At 68.1% G+C, this 16,088-nt stretch carries 13 protein-coding genes and 1 pseudogene; 5 read left to right on the forward strand and 9 right to left on the reverse strand.

All coding sequences use genetic code 11. The features are described 5' to 3' along the window. Positions 1-160: tyrosine-type recombinase/integrase (locus tag QZ607_RS24275; protein WP_295888419.1), on the forward strand; the 160-nt coding region annotated here is incomplete at its 5' end. 114 nt (positions 161-274) lie between these two features. Here QZ607_RS24275 and QZ607_RS24280 read toward each other — a convergent pair. The 3 genes from QZ607_RS24280 to QZ607_RS24290 form a co-directional block, all read right to left on the reverse strand. Next, complete coding sequence (locus tag QZ607_RS24280) at positions 275-529, reverse strand: hypothetical protein (RefSeq protein ID WP_295888397.1); 255 nt, start codon at positions 527-529, stop codon at positions 275-277. Next, positions 530-3,685 carry an efflux RND transporter permease subunit gene (locus QZ607_RS24285; protein WP_295888399.1) on the reverse strand — a complete coding sequence of 1,052 codons (3,156 nt, stop codon included), beginning with the start codon at positions 3,683-3,685 and terminating at the stop codon, positions 530-532. 64 nt (positions 3,686-3,749) lie between these two features. After that, positions 3,750-5,225: an efflux RND transporter periplasmic adaptor subunit gene (locus QZ607_RS24290; protein ID WP_295888401.1), complete on the reverse strand. Its 1,476-nt coding sequence runs from the start codon at positions 5,223-5,225 to the stop codon at positions 3,750-3,752. Between the two features lie 199 nt (positions 5,226-5,424). Between QZ607_RS24290 and QZ607_RS24295 the strand changes: the two genes are divergently transcribed. Further along, a complete protein-coding gene (locus QZ607_RS24295; protein ID WP_295888402.1) occupies positions 5,425-6,726 on the forward strand; it encodes a hypothetical protein in 1,302 nt (433 codons plus the stop codon). Between the two features lie 119 nt (positions 6,727-6,845). Here QZ607_RS24295 and QZ607_RS24300 read toward each other — a convergent pair whose 3' ends face one another. Further along, positions 6,846-7,187: a hypothetical protein gene (locus QZ607_RS24300; protein ID WP_295888404.1), complete on the reverse strand. Its 342-nt coding sequence runs from the start codon at positions 7,185-7,187 to the stop codon at positions 6,846-6,848. 446 nt (positions 7,188-7,633) lie between these two features. On the opposite strand from QZ607_RS24300, the gene QZ607_RS24305 reads away from it, so the two are divergent. Further along, positions 7,634-8,641 (forward strand): sodium-dependent bicarbonate transport family permease, encoded by a 1,008-nt coding sequence (locus QZ607_RS24305; RefSeq protein WP_295888406.1) that lies wholly within the window; start codon positions 7,634-7,636, stop codon positions 8,639-8,641. Positions 8,642-8,928: 287 nt separating this feature from the next. Here QZ607_RS24305 and QZ607_RS24310 read toward each other — a convergent pair whose 3' ends face one another. Together QZ607_RS24310 and gpmI are read right to left on the reverse strand one after the other, a co-directional pair. Continuing rightward, the gene (locus tag QZ607_RS24310) at positions 8,929-9,243 is read right to left on the reverse strand and encodes a hypothetical protein (protein ID WP_295888408.1); all 315 of its coding nucleotides are present in this window, start codon (positions 9,241-9,243) and stop codon (positions 8,929-8,931) included. A gap of 283 nt (positions 9,244-9,526) precedes the next feature. Beyond that, positions 9,527-11,257 carry a 2,3-bisphosphoglycerate-independent phosphoglycerate mutase gene (gene gpmI / locus QZ607_RS24315; RefSeq protein ID WP_295888410.1) on the reverse strand — a complete coding sequence of 577 codons (1,731 nt, stop codon included), beginning with the start codon at positions 11,255-11,257 and terminating at the stop codon, positions 9,527-9,529. Between the two features lie 126 nt (positions 11,258-11,383). On the opposite strand from gpmI, the gene lpxD reads away from it, so the two are divergent. Continuing rightward, positions 11,384-12,442: a UDP-3-O-(3-hydroxymyristoyl)glucosamine N-acyltransferase gene (gene lpxD / locus QZ607_RS24320; RefSeq protein ID WP_295888411.1), complete on the forward strand. Its 1,059-nt coding sequence runs from the start codon at positions 11,384-11,386 to the stop codon at positions 12,440-12,442. A gap of 145 nt (positions 12,443-12,587) precedes the next feature. Here the strand turns inward: lpxD and QZ607_RS24325 are convergent, their stop codons facing one another. Beyond that, positions 12,588-12,923 carry a hypothetical protein gene (locus QZ607_RS24325; protein WP_295888413.1) on the reverse strand — a complete coding sequence of 112 codons (336 nt, stop codon included), beginning with the start codon at positions 12,921-12,923 and terminating at the stop codon, positions 12,588-12,590. Between the two features lie 285 nt (positions 12,924-13,208). On the opposite strand from QZ607_RS24325, the gene QZ607_RS24330 reads away from it, so the two are divergent. Then, a complete protein-coding gene (locus QZ607_RS24330; protein WP_295888415.1) occupies positions 13,209-14,504 on the forward strand; it encodes a dicarboxylate/amino acid:cation symporter in 1,296 nt (431 codons plus the stop codon). A gap of 123 nt (positions 14,505-14,627) precedes the next feature. On the opposite strand, the gene QZ607_RS24335 is transcribed toward QZ607_RS24330, so the two are convergent. Together QZ607_RS24335 and QZ607_RS24340 are read right to left on the reverse strand one after the other, a co-directional pair. Beyond that, a complete protein-coding gene (locus QZ607_RS24335; RefSeq protein WP_295888417.1) occupies positions 14,628-15,827 on the reverse strand; it encodes an O-succinylhomoserine sulfhydrylase in 1,200 nt (399 codons plus the stop codon). Position 15,828: 1 nt separating this feature from the next. Continuing rightward, a pseudogene (locus QZ607_RS24340) lies at positions 15,829-16,088 on the reverse strand (amidophosphoribosyltransferase); the annotation flags it as partial.

The raw sequence follows: 16,088 nt of genomic DNA on the forward strand, positions 1-16,088 counted from the left end.
TCGTCACAGCTTTGCAACACACCTGCTGGAGCGCGGCACGGACATCCGCACCATTCAGTCGCTGCTGGGGCACAAGGATGTGCAGACGACCATGGTCTACACGCATGTGCTGCGGCAGGGGGCGCAGGGCGTGGCGAGCCCGTTGGACGATCTGCTGTGAGCGCCTGGGTGTTGCCTGTCGCGGCGTCGGGCAAGGGGCTGGGGACGGGGCGGCGCCAGGAGCGGGTCATCGGCGCGTTGCGCTGCGCGCCTGTTCCGATGACAGGCGAGACGGCTATTGCGCTTCCGGCTCTGCCTCCAGGCAGCGCGCCAGAGCATTGTGCAGGATGGTCCGGTAATCGTCGCCCGAGCGCTCCGCGCAGGCAGCAATTCGCGCCAGCAACTCGTCGTCAACGGGTACCGTGATTTCTTGCCCAGACGCGTGCTCGGACTGCACTCGCGCCAGTGCCGAGATCGCCTTGACAGGTTTGGCATCGGCAAAATCCATCTCGGCGAAGCGCTCGTACGCGGGATCAGAACTGTTGCTCATTCATTGCACCTGACGCGGGCCGCTTGGGCTTGCCGCCTTACCGCCCAGCATGGCGTTGACCTGCTCGCGCACCCCCTGCACCAGGAAATAGGCCACCGGGATCAGCAGGATGCCGATGACGGTGGCCGCGAGCATGCCGCCGAAGACGGCGGTGCCGAGCGCCACGCGGGAGCCGGCGCCGGCGCCGCTGGCGATGACCAGCGGGAAGATGCCGAGCAGGAAGGACAGCGCCGTCATCATCACGGCGCGGAACCTGAGCCGGGCCGCCTTGAGGGCGGCGTCGAAGATGGACAGCCCCTCGGTCTCGCGCTGCTCCTTGGCGAACTCGACGATCAGGATGGCGTTCTTCGCCGCGAGGCCGATGAGCATGATGAGGCCGATCTGGGTGTACAGGTTCACGTCGAGCCCGGCGACGCCGGTGGCCGCAAGCGCGCCGAACACGGCCACGGGCACCGCCAGCAGCACCGCCAGCGGAATGGACCAGCTCTCGTACTGGGCCACCAGGAACAGATACACGAACAGCAGCGCCAGGCCGAAGATGATGGGCGCCTGCCCCGCGGCCTGGATCTCCTGGTAGCTCATGCTGGTCCACTCGTAGCCGAAGCCCGACGGCAGGTTGTCCGCGGCGGCCTGCTCCATGGCGGCAATCGCCTGGCCCGAGCTGAAGCCGGCGGCGGGTCCGCCGGTGATGTCGATGGAGCGGTAGAGGTTGTAGCGGGAGACGATCTGCGGGCCGGTGCGGGTCTCCACCTCGGCGAGGGTGGCGACGGGGACCATCTCGCCGGTCTTGCTGCGCACGAAGAGCCTGAGGATATCCGACGGCTGGTTGCGGAACTCACCCTCGGCCTGCGCCAGCACTCGCCAGGTGCGGCCGAACTTGTTGAAGTCGTTGATGTAGGTGGAGCCGAGCTGGGACTGGAGGGTCGCGAACAGCTCGCTCATGGGCACCTGGAGCGTCTGCACCTTGTCCCGGTTGACCTCCAGGTAGAGCATGGGCACGTCGGCGCGGAAGGTGCTGTAGGCGCTGCCGACGGCGGCCTGCTGGTTGGCGGCGACGACGAAGCCGCGCATCACAGCGGCGAAGTCCTGCAGCTCGCCGCCGGTGTAATCCTGCAGCACGAAGCTGAAGCCGCCGGAGGTGCCGAGCCCCGGAATGGCCGGCGGCACGAAGGGGATGATGTTGGCGTCCGCCGTCTCCGCGGCGATGCCGCGGGCCTGTGCGACGATGCTGCCGAGCCGCAGCGACGGCTCCTGGCGCTCGTCCCAGGGCGCGAGCACCGGGATGACCAGCGCACTGTTGGAGCCGAAGGCGCCGCTCAGCATGGAATACCCGACCACGGAGATGATGTCCGTGACCCCCGGAATCTCCAGGAGCTGCTGCTCCACCCGGTCCAGCGCCGTCTGGGTGCGGGTGAGCGAGGCCGCGTCCGGCAGCTGCACCTCGATGAAGAAGTAGCCCTGGTCCTCCTCCGGCAGGAAGCCGGTGGGCAAGGCGACGAACATCCACGCCGTCGTGCCGATGATGGCGACATAGAGCAGCGCCATCAGCGCCGCGCGCCTGAGCGTGGTCTGCACCGCCGCCGTGTAGCCGCCGGTGAGCTTCGCAAAGCCGCGGTCGAACCAGCCGAGCCAGCTGAGCGGCTTGCGGTCGCGCTTCAGCAGCACCGAGCAGAGCGCCGGACTGAGCGTGAGCGCATTGATGGAGCTGATGGCGACGGCGACGGAGATGGTCACCGCGAACTGCTTGTACAGCTGCCCTGTGATGCCCGGCATGAAGGTGACGGGCACGAACACCGCCAGCAGCACCAGGGTCGTCGCCACCACGGCGCCGCCCACCTGGTCCATGGCCTTGGCGGTGGCGGCTTTGGGGTCGAGCCCCTCCTCCGCCATCAGCCGCTGCACGTTCTCCACCACGATGATGGCGTCGTCCACGACGATGCCGATGGCCAGGATCAGCGCGAACAGCACGATGGTGTTCAGCGTGAAGCCGAAGACCGCGAGCAGCGCGAAGGTACCGATGAGCGACACCGGGATGGCGATGCCGGGGATCAGCGTGGAGCGCCAGTCGCCAAGGAAGATGAACACCACCAGCACCACCAGAGCGACGGCGATGTAGAGCGTCTCCACGACCTCGCTGATGGACGCCTCGATGAAGTTGGTGGTGTCATAGAGAATGCTGTAGTCCATGTCGTCCGGGAAGCGCTCGGCGAGCCCCGCCAGCGCCGCCCTGACGCCATCCGCGGTGGCCAGCGCATTGGCGTCCGGTGTCTGATACACCGCCAGCACCACGGACGGCTGGCCGTTGAGCCGCCCCTCCGCGGAGTAGGCCTGCGCGCCCAGCTCCACCCGCGCGACATCGCGGATGCGGATGGCCGAGCCGTCCGGCTGCATGCGGATAATGATGTTCGCGAACTCCTCGACCTCCGACAGCCGTCCCTTGGTGGTGACGGTGTACTGGAACTGCTGGTCGGTGGGTGCCGGCGGCGCACCGATCTGCCCCGCCGGCACCTGAACATTCTGCTCAGCGACGGCGTTCTGGATGTCGGCGACGCTCACCCCCAGCGCCGTCATGCGGTCCGGCTTCAGCCAGAAGCGCATGCCGTAGTCCATCACGCCCATGATCTCGGCCTTGCCGACGCCGTTGACGCGCCCAAGGGTGTCCTTGACGTTGATGGTGGCGTAGTTGTTCAGGAACAGCGCATCCAGCGTCTGGTTGGGCGAGAACAGGTTCACGATCAGCAGCATGTTGGTGGACTGCTTCTCGGTCTTGACGCCCTGGCGCTGGACCTCCTGCGGCAGCTTGGGCAGGGCCGTGGCGACGCGGTTCTGCACCTTCACCTGGGCCATGTCGGCGTCGGTGCCGATGTCGAAGGTGACCGTCAGGCTGTAGCGGCCGTCGTTGTCGGACTTGCTGGACATGTAGATCATGCCCTCGACGCCGTTCACCTCCTGCTCGATGGGCGCGGCGACGGTCTGCTCGACGACATCGGCGCTGGCGCCCGGGTACTGGGTGCTGACGCTCACCGTCGGCGGCGTGATCTCCGGAAACTGCGCCACCGGCAGCGCCCTCAGCGCCAGCAGCCCGGCCAGCGAGATGACGATGGAGATGACGAAGGCGAACTTCGGCCGGGTGATGAAGAATTTGGACAGGGGCATGGACAGGCTCCGGCGACGGCGAGCTGGGCGGGAGGGTGCACTGTGCGGGTGCGGTGGGGGGCCGTCAGTCGGCGTCCGCCGGCTTGGGCATGTCGCCGTCGGCCTCCGCCCCGGCAGCAACGTCAGCAGCGCCCGCGTCATCGTCACCGGACGCGGCATCCTCCCCGGCCCCTGTGTCATCGCCGGCCGCCGCGTCGGTCTCGTCATCCGCCGGCGCCGCCTCCGCGTCGCCGTCCTCCGCAGCGGCGGGCTCCGCCTGTGCTTCGGCCCCGTCTTCGCCCGCCGCCGCGCCCGCGGCATCGATTTCGTCGCCGGCGGGCGGCAGCTCGGACGTGGCCTGCGCCGCCGGGTCGGAGGGCGCCTCGCTCAGCTCGGGCACCACCTCAATCCCCGGGCGTACCTTCTGGATGCCGTACAGGATCACGCGCTCACCGGGCTTCAGGCCGTCCTCGACGACGACGTTGGCCCCGAAGCGCTGCCCGGTGCGGATGCGCCGTGTCTCCACCTGATCCTCGTCGTTCACCGCCAGCACATAGCTGCCGCCCTGGTCGGTCAGCATCGCCGCCTGCGGCAGCAGCACTGCATCGACGGCATCCCGGCGCTCGATCACCACCGTGACGAACTGCCCCGGCAGCAGCAGCCGGTCGGGGTTCGGGAACTCGGCACGGACCCGCACCGTGCCGGTGGCCTCGTCCACCTTGTTGTCGATGAAGTCGAACCGGCCCGGGTGCTCATACAGCGTGCCGTCCGCCAGCCGCAGCCTGGGGACGAAAGCGGCCGCATCGGCATCGCCGGTGTCGGCGCGCCGCTGCTGGGACTGCTGCTGGATCTGCAGGTACCAGGTCTCCGCCAGCGAGAAGGTGACGTTGATCGGGTCCATCCGGTTGATGGTGGCCAGCACGCCGGAATCCGGGCCGATGAGATTGCCGACGTCGAAGGCGGCCACATCGATGCGCCCTGCGATGGGCGCCGTAATGCGGGTGTACTCGACGTTGAGCCTGGCCTTCTCGATGTCGGCCTTGGCCGTTTCGACGGCTGCCTCCTGCACCAGAACCTCGGCCTGGGTTTTGTCCACCTCCTGTTGGCTCACGTTGTTGCTCTTGCGCAGCTCCTGGTAGCGCGCAAGATCCACCTGGGCGCGGTTCAGCGACGCCTCCGCCGCCGCAAGGGCGGCCTCCGCCTGGGCCAGCGTCGCCTGGTACTGGTCCGGCTCGATCTCGAACAGCACCTGTCCGGCCTCCACGTCGCCGCCTTCCTCGAATTCGCGCGCCTCGAGAAAGCCCGTCACCCGCGCGAGCAAGGCCACGGAGGCCTCGGCCCGGGTCTTGCCGACGAACTCAATGTACGGATTGACCTTCTGCTCGCCGACCTCGATGACGCCCACCGCCGGCGGCTCGCTCGCCTGTTGTTCAGGCTCGCCGCCGCAGCCGGCCATCAGCAACAGCGCTGGCAGCGCAACGGCATACCCTGTCCGCTGCGCAGCGGTTGCGTCTGTCCGCGGCGGCGCGACGGCGGCTGGAGGCGTGGTGAGTATCGGCATGCGGGCTTCCTGAGTCTGTTGTCCACGGCGACCGGCGGCGAAACCTGGTCCGGATACCGGGTCCGCGCGGTGGGCATCATAGCAGGTGCACACTCGTCCACCGACATGCGCCGTCCTGGCGGCGCGAGAGCCCGGACGGCGCCGGGAGCGGATACACTGCGCTGTGTAACAACCCCGCTGGGAACCCGAAAACACACCCATGACCAAGCGTGCACGGCACTTGATCATCGTCCTGATGGGCCTTGTCGCCGGCCTCATCCTTTGGCTTACGCCACCGCCGCTCGATCGGCCGGCGCCGCCGGTGCCGCGGCTCGCGGCGCCCGACGCCGGCGCGGTGCAGACCGGCTCCGCGGTGGATCTGCTGAGCTGGGGCCGCGATCCGACGCCGCTCTTCCTCGTGGACGTGCCGAAAGACGCGCTGCCGAACGGGCTTGCGCTGAGTATGGTCCCGTTCTTCGTGGACTGGAGCCGCAGCGTCCTCTCGGGTCCGGAAGGCACGGTGCGGGTGCGCAACGTGTCCGTCGGCGGCAACCCCACGGCCGGTGAGAACCTGCTCGGCACCGTGGAAATCCCGCTGGACGGCCTGTCGGATGTCCAATGGTGTCTGACGCCGGACCGCAATGCCAAAGGCAAGGACACGGCCATGGGGCACGCGCAGCTGCGCTTCGTCTTCGCCGGTGATGCACAGCCGGTGGTGCTGGGCCGCGACGGCCGCCCGCAGCGCCTGATACGGCCGCTCGACGACCTGGTGCTGAGCTGGGAGGCCTGGCGCCCCCCGCAGACGCGCTACGACCCCATCGCCGGCATGAGCCCCGAGACCTATGCCCTCACCGCCCGCGCCTACAGCGGGCGCACCCGTTGGCTGGGCGACGCGCTCAGGGGCAATCCCTGGCACTGCTATCCGCTCAGGCTGCCGGAGACGGGCGACGCGGCGGCGACGGTGCTGATGACGGGACTGCTCATGGGGGATGCGCTGGCGAGGCGCACCATCGCCGCGATGGCGGAGGCAGGCGAGCTTGCGCTGCCGGATGCGGCCGCACTGACCGACTTCACGCCCGCGGACAAGGCCGAGATTGCAGCGGCCTTCTCCACCGCCGCCCTACCGGACGACCCGCTCACGCATCTGATGGGCGAGGCGGAGCTCTCGTATCAACTGCTGGAGCGCTCCTGCATCACCTATTCCCTGGGCGTGATTCAGCTGGCGCTGCTGCGGCTCCATGCGGCGCACGATCTCGGCCCGGCACCGCGGCTCGACATCCTGCCCCAGGGCATTCCGACCTGGATGGAAGACCTCGCCGACGCCGGCACCGGCGAGCTGCTGGGCTATGTGCCGGGGGCACTGCTGTTCGTGGCCCGCAACGGCAAGGTGATCCCCGGCAATGCCTATCGCATCCTTGAGAACGCGGGTCTGCTACATGAGCAGGACGGCCAGCCGTTGCTGTACGAGTACTTTTTCAAGGCTAAAACACCCTATGGCGACCTGCGTGACAACCTGATGTGACGGCGATCTGATGTGACGCCCGCCTGATGTGACGGCGGGCTGATGTGACGAGGGCGTCGGCGAACCGTCGCCGACGCCGGATACGCCCTCACCCGCAGGTCCGGCGCGCGCATGCTGCGCTAGTCGGCGCGGTCGGGCTGCGCCTGCGCCGCACCACCGGCGGAGCGCAACCCTGCCACCTGCGGGGCGCTCTGCGGCGCCATCTGGGACGCCTGCTCTATGGGTGGCGGTGCCGGTCGCGCGGGGACACCCATCCAGGCGCGCGCCGTTGCCTGCTGGTACGGCCGGCGCAGCCACCACAGCGGCGCCCGCGGCGACTGCGTCAGCCTCACCGCCTGCGCCGCCGACGGCAGCTGCGGCACCACTGCACTCGGCGTGTAAGACGCCACCTCCCAGCCCCAAGCCCCTGCGCCGGCCGTCAGAAAGCCGGCGCCGACAACACCGATCAACAGGTTACGCATTTCGATGACCTCGCTGATTGCCGCCCGCGGCGGCGGTGGACGAGCGGTGCGCAGCGGCGCACCTTGGCGGAGCCACGCCGGGCGAGCGCCCGTGTGCGCCCCTCGGCGCGGGCACAGCACCGCCCCGGCACCGTGACAGGATTGGTCCTCCGCAGGCCGTCACAAACGAAATTCCCCGTGCCATCGCTCGGATTCCACGAATCAATAAACGCGGTGCAATGACGATGCGGGGGCAGCGCTGATGAATCGTCCCTGATTCACCAAATCATTTGCGCTTTTCCGCGCAAGTCCTTATCTTCGGGCCGCAATGCGCGGCAGCCTTCGCGCAATGGATGATGAGTCCCGCCGTGACGCGCTGCCCGCACGTAACGCTTCATCCAGGATCCGAGGCCATGGTCGCCTCAAGTCCTGATCCCCGATGATCCTGACCCAAGAGGAGTGACAACGTGGACGCGCTGATGGACTTCCTACTGCGCTTCGCCTCGCAGTTGCAATCCCCCACACTCGGGTTCCTGCTCGGCGGCATGATCATTGCCGCCCTGGGCAGCCGACTGGAAATCCCGGATGCCTTGTACAAATTCATCGTCTTCATGCTGCTCATGCGGGTCGGCCTGAAGGGTGGCATGAAGATCCGGGAGGCAGAGCTCGCCGAAATGTTCCTGCCGGCACTGTTCGCAGTGGTGCTGGGCATTCTGATCGTCGTGATCGGCCGCTACACCCTGGCCATGCTGCCCGGGGTCAAGACAGAGGACGGGATCGCGACAGCGGGTCTGTTCGGTGCAGTGAGCGGTTCCACTCTCGCAGCCGCCCTGGCGCTGCTGGAGGCAGAGAACATCAACTACGAGGGCTGGGCCGCGGCGCTGTATCCGTTCATGGATATTCCCGCCCTGGTGACGGCCATCGTGCTCGCGTCCATCTACCTGAACAAGAAGCGGGGCAACGGCTCGGAGAAGGTCCAGGTCTGGCCCATCATCAAGGAAAGCCTGCAGGGCTCGGCACTGTCCGCCCTCCTGCTTGGCATTGCACTGGGACTGCTGACCCAGCCGCAATCCGTCTACGACAGCTTCTTCAATCCGCTCTTCCGCGGGCTGCTGTCGGTGCTCATGCTCGTGATGGGCATGGAGGCCTGGGCACGGCTCAACGAGTTGCGCAAGGTCGCCCATTGGTACGCGGTCTATGCCGTGGTGGCACCGCTGACGCACGGGCTCATCGCCTTCGGCCTCGGCTGGATCGCGCACGTCACCACCGGCTTCAGCCCGGGCGGCGTCGTGCTCCTCGCCGTCATTGCCGGCTCCAGCTCAGATATCTCCGGCCCACCGACACTGCGCGCCGGCATCCCGTCGGCCAACCCGTCGGCCTACGTCGGCTCGTCCACTGCTGTCGGTACGCCGGTGGCCATTGCGATCGGCATCCCGCTCTACATCGGCCTGGCCCAGGCCCTGCTCGGCGGCTAGCCAGCCCGCTCGCAGCGTCAGCTCACGCACGCCACCCCGGGGCGTCAGCGCCGAGCCGACTGTAGAGACCACAAGCAACCCGTGCCGGCCGGAGGTCGGCGCGGGTTTTTTTTGCCCGGCATTCTGCGGCGCAGCGCGGCACAACGCTCCGTGCGCCCCCGCAGCGTCCGCCGCTGCATTCCCATGGGACTTGCTCCCCGCCGGCCGCTCCGGGCCGTGCGCAAATCGCAGGCATAAAAAAAGCCGGGCAGGTGCCCGGCTCCCGCATGCAGAATCGAGCCGGCGGGTCAGAACTTGTGCGCCCGCAGCACCTCCGCCTCGCAGAGATACGTGATGCCGGAATAGTTATCGAAAAAGCGATTGGCCACCTCGTCGGAGATCTGGAGGGCCATGTCGCGGCTCGCGGTGAGCACCTCGATCTTGACGTTGACGAAAGTATCGGAGACGGCCGGCTGCCCGGAAGAGCGCACATTGCGACTGCCTTTGCCGCCGGCGGCCATTACCGTGTAGCCCGTGGCACCCGCTGCGTCGATGATCTTGGCGATCTCTTTCAGCAGCAGCTTCTCCGTGATGATGACGAGCTTCGTGGCTTTCTGGGTCATGACGTTTGCCTCTTGCTGCGATGGACCTGCTGCCGCCCATGGGCCGATGCAGGCATGAGAGGGAGCAACGCCTGCCACCGCGAGCACCAGTTCAGGCGCTGTGTGCATGGCCCGGAAGCGGACCCGCGGAGGGCATTACCGCGCAATGGGCGGTGAGCGTTATCCTCTGCAAACTAGCCCTGGGCCGGACCTTAGTCAAGCGCCCTCGGATCGACATTCATTGCCGAGACTCAGATATTCATTTCACATCCGGGCAGTGCCACCATCGCCCCATCGCGCCTTTTCATCCACCCGCAGCCTGCTCCGGCGCCGGGCGAATAAGTGATGGCTCCCAGCTCGCCGGCGCCGCATAGCCGAGCAGATTGAGCACGGTGGCGGCGATATTGCTGAGACCCGGGCGGGCCAGGTCGCGGCGCAGCGCATAGCCGGGCGGCTGGCGATGATCGACGATGACGAAGGGCACCAGGTTCAGCGTATGGCTGGTCTTGGCGATGAGCTTGCCCTCGGCATCCCGCTTGAAGGCCGCGGTCTTGGCGCTCCACTGGAGCATCTCTTCGGCGTTGCCGTGGTCGGCGGTGACCACCAGCACGCCGTCAGCGGTGTCCACGGCCGAACAGATGCGCGCCAGCGCGGCATCCACCGCTTCCACCGCCGTGACGGCGGCGGGCAGATCCCCCGTATGGCCCACCATGTCGCCGTTGGCGAAGTTCACGACAATCAGCCGGTAGTCGCCGGAGCGCACGGCGTCGATGACGGCGTCGGCCACTTCGGCGGCCTTCATCTCCGGGTGCTCCGCCGGCTCCAGCCCGCCGGAGCTCACCTCCCGCACCGTCGCATGGGAGAAGGGCTTGGAGCGCATGCCGAACAGGTAGTAGGTCACGTGGCCGAATTTGGAGCTTTCGGCGACGTGGAAGGTATCGACCCCGGCCGCGCTCAGGCGCTCGATGACGGTGTTGTCGATGGGCGGCGGCACCAGCAGGCAATGCCGCGGCAGCATCAGATCGCCGTCGTACTGGAGCATGCCGACGAAGAGCACGTCCGGACGCCGGCGGCGGTCGAAGAAATCGAAGTCGTCCTGCTCGAAGGCGGCGGACAGCTCGATGGCCCGGTCACCGCGGAAGTTGAACAGGAGCACCGCATCGCCGTCCTCGATGGTGCCGACGGGCCGGCCATCGCCGTCCACGACCACGAAGGGCGCGATCTGCTGATCCGAGGGCACCTGCCCGGCGTAGGCCGCCTCCACCGCCTCCCGGGCGCTCGCCACAGGCGGCCCCTCGCCGAGGACATGCGCCTTCCACCCGGCCTCCACCACGGCGGGGCGCTCCCAGTAGCGGTCCATGGTGGTGCGCATGCGCCCGCCGCCGGAGGCGATGCGGTAGTCGCGCTCGGTCTTGGCGGAGATCGCCGCGAGCCGCTGCTCCAGCTGGTCCAGATAGCGCAGCGCCGAGTGCGGCTCCACATCGCGGCCGTCGAGCAGCGGATGCACCCGCACCCGGGCGATGCCGGCGGCGTCCGCCCGGTCCAGCAGCGCGAACAGGTGATCGATGTGGGAGTGCACATTGCCGTCCGACAGCAGGCCGATGAGGTGCAGGGTGCCCGCGGTGTCCCCAGCGGTGTCCCCAGCGGTGTCCCCAGCGTTGTCCCCAGCGTTGTCCCCAGTACATTGGGCCACCAGCCGCTGCCAGGTCTCGCCGCTGAACAGGGAGCCGTCGGCGATGGCGCGCTGCACCAGGGATGCCCCCTGGGGCAGCACCCGGCCCGCGCCCATGATGGTATGCCCCACCTCGGAGTTGCCCATGTCCTTGTCCGTGGGCAGGCCGACGGCGGTGCCGTGCGCCGCGAGCTGGAGCGAGGCATGGTCCCGCCACATGCCCCGCAGCGCCGGGATGTCCGCCTGGGAGACGGCATTACCGTCGTTGGGCGGGGCCAGGCCGATGCCGTCCATGATGGCGAGCACCACCGGTCCCGCCGGCGGCGTGTAGGTCTGGTGCCAAGGTCCGAGCGCTGTGGTCATCCGGTGCTTCTCCTGCGGTGATCCCCGATGCATCAGCCCATCATTCTATCGTCCTTGCTGCCGGCATATGCGATGCTGGGCAATCGCCCGAGCATGGGCTCGGGCTCACATTGGAGGAGACGCGCAATGACGTTGGATCTGCACCGCCTGTCGGCGGTCATCACGGCCGTCGATCCTGCTGCCGTGCTGCCCAGCGCTCTGCCGGTGGCCATTTCCGGCGTCGCGGACATCGCCGCCGCGCGCCCCACGGAGCTCTGCTTCGCCGAGGACGGCGCTCAGGCTGATGCAGTCGCGCGAAGCGCCGCGCTGGTCGTCGTGGTGCCGGCGGCGTTCCCGGACCTGCCGGACAAGGCGCTGATCCGCTGCGCGGCACCGCGGCGGGCCTTCTTCGCCGCCGCGGCACTGTTCCTGGCCCCGCCCCCCGTGCCCGGGATCGACCGGGGGGCGCACGTGCACGCTTCAGCCGCGCTCGGCGAAGACGTCAGCATCGGTCCCGGCGCGGTCATCGGCGCCGATGCGGTCATCGGCGCACGCTGCATCATCGCCGGCGGTGCACAGATCGGCGCCGACGTGCAGATCGGGGACGACTGCATCATCGAGCCCAATGTCACCGTCATGCATGGCAGCCGCATCGGCCGACGCTGCATGCTGCGTGCCGGCGCGGTCATCGGCAGCGACGGATTCGGGTTTGACTGGGACGGCGAATGCCATCGCAAGGTGCCGCAGGTGGGTCGCGTCGTACTCGAAGACGACGTGGACATCGGCTGCAACAGCTGTGTGGACCGCGCCACCCTCGGCGAGACCCGGGTGCGCCGCGGCACCAAGGTCGACAATCTGGTGCAGATCGCCCACAACACGGACATCGGCGAGCATGTGATCCTGGTGAGCCAGTCCGGGGTCGCCGGCAGCAGCCGGCTTGGCACCGGCGTCGTCGTCGCCGGCCAGGTGGCCGTGTCGGATCATGTCACGGTGGGCGCCGGCGCACGCATCGGTGGCCAGTCGGGCGTGACCAAGGACGTACCCGCCGGCGCCACCGTCTTCGGCACCCCGGCCCGGGACATGAAGCAGACCCTGCGTGAGCTCGGGGCACTGGCACAGCTGCCGGAGCTGCTGCGGCGCGTGAAGCGCCAGGAACAGGCGCTCGCTGAGCTGCGTCAGCGCCTGGGCGCGGACGATGCGGACTGAAGTGCCGGCCGCAGCGCGCACCGAGAGACGCCGAAGATCGACGCGCGCAGGCCGCATGGCCGGCCGTTGGATGGGTGCAGCGCTTTGGCTGCCTGAGCGTCGGAGAGAGACCCGGGCGGACGGCCCGAGGGAGGCTCGCGCCGCCTTACCAGGGGCGGTAGGTCAGACCCGGTATGCTGCGCTCGTCGAATGTCGGCGGCAGGGTCCGGACCAGCTCTTCCAGCTCGGCGCGGGTCACGTAGCGCCCGTAGGAGGCCTTGGCCGCGTCGATGGGCACCTCGACGTAGTAGCGGTTCTGATCCGGTTCGGGAAGCACCTGGAGGGTCGTGTCTTCGGCATCCAGGATGCCCAGGTAATCATCCTCCGACTGCAGGCGGTCGAGCATCTGCTCGCAGATCGCCTTTGGGGTCATGGCAACGGCGCTGGTGGAGGAGACGCACTCGCCGGAGCGGTTGATGAGATAAAAGACACGAAATTGCATGGCATTGGCTCGACGCCATTGACGGCCCATGCGGCGACCGGCGGCGCGTGCAGCGGACGTCCGATCATGCGCAATGGCAATGACCGATGTTAAGCGCTCAAGTCTAGCACCCATACGGTCTCAAGCGGAAGCAGCAACCACCCGCCGGGCCCTCGCAGACACGCCGGCTCAGCACACGGCCGTTTCCGCCGCTGCGGGCGTTCCGGTAATCTCCACAACCATTGTCCAACGCCCCCGCAGCACTTTGCCGGTGCTGCGTGACCCCGGTAGTTCCAGAGGGACCCCATGAAACTGAAGCTGCATTGGCAAATCCTGATCGCCCTCGGTCTCGCCGTGATCGTCGGCCTCATCGTCGGCGCCGACGGCGCGCTGCTCGGCCTCAACATCGACGCCGCGCTGGACTTCATCGGTCAGCTCTTTCTGAACGCCCTGAAGATGCTGATCGTGCCGCTCATCGTCTCCTCCATCATCGTCGGTGTCGCCGGCATCGGCGACTCCGACAATCTCGGCCGGCTCGGCGGCAAGACCATCGGCTATTACGCCATGACCAGCACGCTCGCCATCATCGCCGGACTCATGATGGTGAACCTCATCCAGCCGGGGGTGGTGGAGGGCTCGGCGCAGGAGGTCTTCGGCCTGCATGAGGATACGGCGGCCCTGGAGGCGGATCTCGCCGACAAAGGCGCCGACGACATCATCGCCATCTTCCTGCGCATGATCCCCACCAACGTGGTGCAGTCGGCGAGCGAAGGGCAGATGCTGGGGCTCATCTTCTTCAGCCTGCTCTACGGCTTTTTCCTCACCCGTATCGCCAACCGCTACGCCGAGGCCCAGTACAACTTCTGGAACGGCATGTTCGAGATCATGATGCGCATCACGGACCTCGTGATGCGCTTCGCACCCATCGGCGTCTTTGCGCTGGTGGCGGAGACCGTCGCCGAAACCGGGCTTGCCGCCTTCGTGCCGCTCGCGGCCTTCTTTTTCACGGTGGTGGCGGCGTTGGGCATCCATTTCTTCATCACGCTGCCGCTGCTGCTGCGCTTCCTGGGTGGCGTCAAGCCCATCCGTCATTACCGCGCCGTGAGCCCTGCGCTGCTCACCGCGTTCTCCACTGCGTCGTCGTCGGCGACACTGCCGGTCACCATGGAATGCGTCGAGAAGAACGCCGGCGTCTCCAACAAGACCACCAGCTTCGTGCTGCCGCTGGGGGCCACTGTGAACATGGACGGCACCGCGCTCTACGAGTGCGTGGCGGTGATCTTTATCGCCCAGGCCTACGGCATCGAGCTGTCCATCGCGACCCAGTTCACGGTGGTACTGTTGGCACTGCTCACCTCCATCGGCGTCGCCGGCATCCCGGCAGCGAGCCTGGTGGCCATTTCCATCATCCTCTCCGCCGTGGGGCTGCCGCTGGAGGGCATCGGCCTGATCCTCGCCGTGGACCGCATCCTGGACATGATGCGCACCGCGGTGAACGTCACCAGCGATTCCGCCGGCGCCGTGATCATCGCCAAGTCCGAGGGCGAGACCGGCATTCTGGAGGACGGGCCCCCGCAGCCGGAGTGGGCGCAGGCGCAATAAAGGGTTGCGGCGCGGCCGGGGTCGGAAGGGATTCCGGCATCCTGCCCGGTCTCTGCTGCGGCAGCGCCGGCGACTGCGCCCGCGTCAGCAACGCCGAGCGGATGCAGCCCGGGGGGCGCGGCGTCAGGAGCCGGCGTCCAGTCCGCGTGCCAGGTCGGCCTGAATATCCCCGACGCACTCGAGGCCCACGGCGACCCGGATCAGCCCTTCACCGATGCCGGCGACGGCGCGGGCCTCCGGGCTCAGCCGACCGTGGGTGGTGCTGGCGGGGTGGGTGATGGTGGTTTTGGTGTCGCCGAGGTTGGCGGTGATGGAGCAGAGCCGGGTGGCGTCGATGACCCGCCAGGCCGCCGGCCGCCCGCCGGCCACTTCGAAGGACAGGATGCCGCCGCCGCTGCGCTGCTGCCTGCCCTCCCCCACCAGGTGATGCTGCGGATGGGAGGCCAGCCCCGGGTAGTGCACCTGTTGCACCGCTGGATGCACCTCAAGCCAGCGGGCGAGCGCCGCTGCGGCCTGGCCGTGGGCCTGCATGCGCAGTTCCAGGGTCTCCAGGCCCTTGAGGAAGAGCCAGGCGTTGAAGGGGCTCATGGATGGGCCTGCCGTGCGCACCACGCCAAAGACGTCCTCGCCCACGTGCTTGGCATCCCCGACTACGGCGCCGCCGACACAGCGACCCTGCCCGTCCAGATACTTGGTGGCGGAGTGAATCACCAGATCCGCGCCGAGCGCCAGCGGGCGCTGCAGGACAGGGGTACTGAAACAATTGTCCACCGCCAGCAGGCAGCCGTGTGCATGCGCCAGCTCCGCCAGCGGCGCGATCTCCGCCATTTCCGTGAGCGGATTCGAGGGTGTCTCCAGGAACAGCAGCCGGGTCTGCGGGCGGATGGCAGCCGCCCAGGCCCCGGGGTCGGTGAGGTCCACATAGCTGGTCTCGACCCCGAAGCGCGCCAGATACTTGTCGAACAGCATGGTGGTGCTGCCGAACAGGCTCCGGGACGCCACCAGATGATCCCCCGCCTTCAGCAGGCCCATGCAGGTGGCGAGGATCGCGGCCATGCCGGAGGCGGTGGCCACACAGGCGGCGCCGCCTTCCAGCGCTGCCAGCCGCTGCTCGAATGCACGCACCGTGGGGTTGGTGAAGCGGGAGTAGATGTTGCCCGGCGACTCCCCCGCGAAGCGCGCCGCCGCCTCTGCCGCGCTCGCGAAGACGAAGCTGGAGGTGGTGAAAATGGGCTCGCAGTGCTCACCCTCGGCGGTGCGCTGGTGTCCGGTGCGCAGCGCCCGGGTGGCGAAGCCCCAGTCGGGCGCGTCCTCGTCGTGCATGCTAAACGGAGTTGTGCAGCTCCAGCACCGTCTCGTCCTGCCGCGACTGCTGCCTGGCGCCGTCGTTGCGCCCGCGCTCCAGCGCATCCAGGTAGGCAGGCGTCACGTCGTTGGTGACGTAGACGCCGTCGAAGACGGAGGTGTCGAAGCGGTCCACGTGGCTCTTGCCCTTCTTCTGGACGGCCTCGATGAGGTCCTCCAGGTCCTGAAAGATCAGCCGGTCGCAGCCGAGCGCCGCTTCCACGTCCGCCTCGGTGCGAT

The sequence above is a fragment of the uncultured Thiohalocapsa sp. genome (genome assembly GCF_913063425.1).
Classification (GTDB): domain Bacteria; phylum Pseudomonadota; class Gammaproteobacteria; order Chromatiales; family Chromatiaceae; genus Thiohalocapsa.